A 2,247-nucleotide genomic window follows, 5' to 3' on the forward strand; every position below is an offset into this window, starting at 1 on the left:
GGCTACGTCCTCGCCGCGGCTGTCGCGCTGGTCTTGGTCCCGCATTTCGGCTGGCAATCCGCGTTCATCGTGGCGATCGTCCCAGCCATCATCTTGTTCCTTGTCCGGCGCGGCATCACGGAGTCGCACCGCTACACCGACGTACAGACCAAAGTGGTGCGGGGAACCGCGAAACCCCGCCTTTGGAAGCTGCCCGGCGTGCGGCGACGACTCATCTCCGGCTGGCTCATCTACACCGCCAACGCGGTCGGCTACTGGGGCGTGACGGTCTTCTTGACGACGTACATCGTGAAGAGGTTCCACGCGTCCTCAATCGACGCGATCCGCTACGCGCTCTTGTTCTTCCTGCTGCAGGTCGTCTTCGTCTATCTGGGGACGGCGCTCGCGGATTGGGTGGGTCGACGTCCCTCGGCGATTCTCGCCGGCGTCATCGAGTTCGTCTCGACCATCCTGGCCGCCACTTCGCACTCACTGGACAGATACCTGGTTTTCGGTGCGATCGCCATAGCCACCCTCGGCTGGCTGTGGGGGGTGGGTGACACCTATGTCTCCGAGCTTTTCCCAACTGTCTTGCGCGGCACCGGTTTCGGCATCGCCGTCGGCGGCGGCCGCGTCGTCTCCATCGCCGCCCCGACCATTGTCGGTTGGGGCATAACGCATTACGGGCTGGAAACGCCGTACCTGGCACTCGCCGGTCTCTGGGTTCTGACGCTGGTGGGTTACCTGCTGGGGCCGGAGACTAAAGGTAAAGAACTCGAAGACCTCGCCGACGAGGCCCTGACGGAAGACCTCGTGCCGGCAAAGGCCAAGACCTAGGGGTTCGAAACTCGGCCTTGACAAGCCGCTACGCCGGACCCAGCATCATGGCGGGATGACGCCCAGCAGCTTTGTCGGTAAACCACTGCGAACGGCGGTTGCCGTTGGAACCGCCTTTCTTGCACTCGTTGCGGCCTGCTCACATGGGGGTGGCGCACACCCGGCACTCAGCAACGGCGCACGGGCGACGTCGGCGCCGACCGCGGCTCCCACACCAGAACCCGCTCCCACGCCAGAACCCCCTCCCGCGCCTGGTTTCGCCGAAGTCTCCAAGCTGATCAACAACGCGATCGCGGCAAACAAGCTGCCCGGCGCGGTGGCTGTGGTCGGGCATGGCGGCAAGATCGCATTTCATCAGGCGTATGGCTTGCGCAAGCTCGCGGACGAACCCGGGTTGGATGGATTGCCCGCAGCCGCAGAGCCGATGACCGAGGACACGATCTTCGACCTGGCGTCGCTGACCAAGATCCTCGGAACGGCGACCGTCGTCATGCAGCTCTACGAACAGGGCAAGGTCCAGTTCGACGACCCGGTGCAGCAGTACCTGCCAGAGTTCAACGCCGCCAACGACGCACGCCGTGCCGCGGTGACGCTTCGCATGTTGCTCACACACACCTCGGGCTTACCGGGCGACGTCAATCTGGGTGACCCCTGGGGCCTGGACGGACCCGATAAATCAGAGGGCATTCACCGTGCGCTGACGACACCGCTGGAATCGGCGCCCGGCGATGGTTTCCGCTATTCCGACATCAACTTCATCCTGCTTGGCGCGCTGATCGAAAAGGTGACGGGGGAGGCCCTCGACGTGTACGTCCAGCGCCATGTCTTCGAGCCGCTCGGCATGGCGGACACCCGCTACTTGCCCGTGGCGAAGGCATGCGGTCCGCATACGACCATCGGATCCGCGATCGCCTGGGCCCCCACGCCGACGGACCGGCCGCCGGGCCCTTGCCCCGCGGGCACCTGGGACACCGGCCTTCTGCCACGCATCGCACCTACGGCCCGCGACGAAGAGGGCCGGGGTGACCCGGGCAAGAATCCCGATCTGGATCACCTGCTTAGGGGAACCGTGCAGGACACGACGGCGCGACGGATGGGTGGCGTCGCCGGGCATGCAGGCGTGTTCTCGACAGCACATGATGTCAGCGTCTTTGCGCAGGCCCTACTTGATCGGCTCGCGGGCCGGCCCAGCGAATTCCCGTTGATGCAAACAACTTCGGAGGCGATGATTAGTCCGCAGCAGCCGGGACACAGTGCGCACCAACTCGAGGCGGCCAATGCCGCCGCCCGAGCGGCCTTGGCAACGAGACCGAACACGACGGATCCGCTTCTCGCTCCGCACTATCCGGCGATTGCGGGCGAAAACCTGCGCGGCTTCGGCTGGGACATCGACACAGCCCATTCCTCGGCGCGGGGCATGATCTTCCCCAT

General features: G+C 65.1%; 2 protein-coding genes. Both read left to right on the top strand.

Annotated features, from left to right (window positions below; translation table 11 throughout):
• Window positions 1–816: MFS transporter (locus JOZ00_RS23215; protein WP_293348683.1), on the top strand; the 816-nt coding region annotated here is incomplete at its 5' end.
• A gap of 55 nt (window positions 817–871) precedes the next feature.
• On the top strand, window positions 872–2,247 hold a 1,376-nt coding region (locus JOZ00_RS23220), incomplete at its 3' end, for a serine hydrolase domain-containing protein (protein WP_293348686.1).

The sequence above is a fragment of the Mycobacterium sp. genome (genome assembly GCF_019243155.1).
In the GTDB taxonomy this organism is placed as follows: domain Bacteria; phylum Actinomycetota; class Actinomycetes; order Mycobacteriales; family Mycobacteriaceae; genus Mycobacterium.